The sequence below is a fragment of the Burkholderia sp. BCC1972 genome, assembly GCF_905339605.1.
GTDB lineage: Bacteria > Pseudomonadota > Gammaproteobacteria > Burkholderiales > Burkholderiaceae > Burkholderia.
In genome coordinates, this window is sequence record NZ_CAJPGH010000101.1 from 1 (window position 1) to 353 (window position 353).

Sequence of the window (353 nt, forward strand, 5' to 3'; positions counted from 1 at the left end):
TGCGTCAGCACGACGCCGCTGGCCGGCGACCACGACACGAACACGTCGTCGTTCCACGCCGGTGCGTTGTCGTTCATCAGGTGCGAGCTCGACAGGTTCGACACGACCGTCTTGCCGCTCGGCAAGCGCACGTGGTACAGCGAGTAGCTGCCCATGTACGCGATGTCGGTCACGACGCCGCGCGCCCAGTTGTGCTTCGAGCCGGGTTTCTCGCGCGACACGTGGATGCGCTCCGGGCGCACCGAGATGCCGACCGGCATCCCGAGCGGGCCCGTGACGCCGTGGCTCACGTACATGCGCGCCTCGAGGTCGTCGCTCTCGACGAAGATGTGATCGGGCTCGTCCTCGACCAC

1 protein-coding gene is annotated in these 353 nt (G+C 67.4%); it reads right to left on the reverse strand.

The window, feature by feature from the left end; translation table 11 throughout:
* Nucleotides 1–353, reverse strand: a 353-nt coding sequence (locus U5798_RS36985; RefSeq protein WP_322084894.1) for a TOBE domain-containing protein, incomplete at both ends; no start/stop codon positions are given.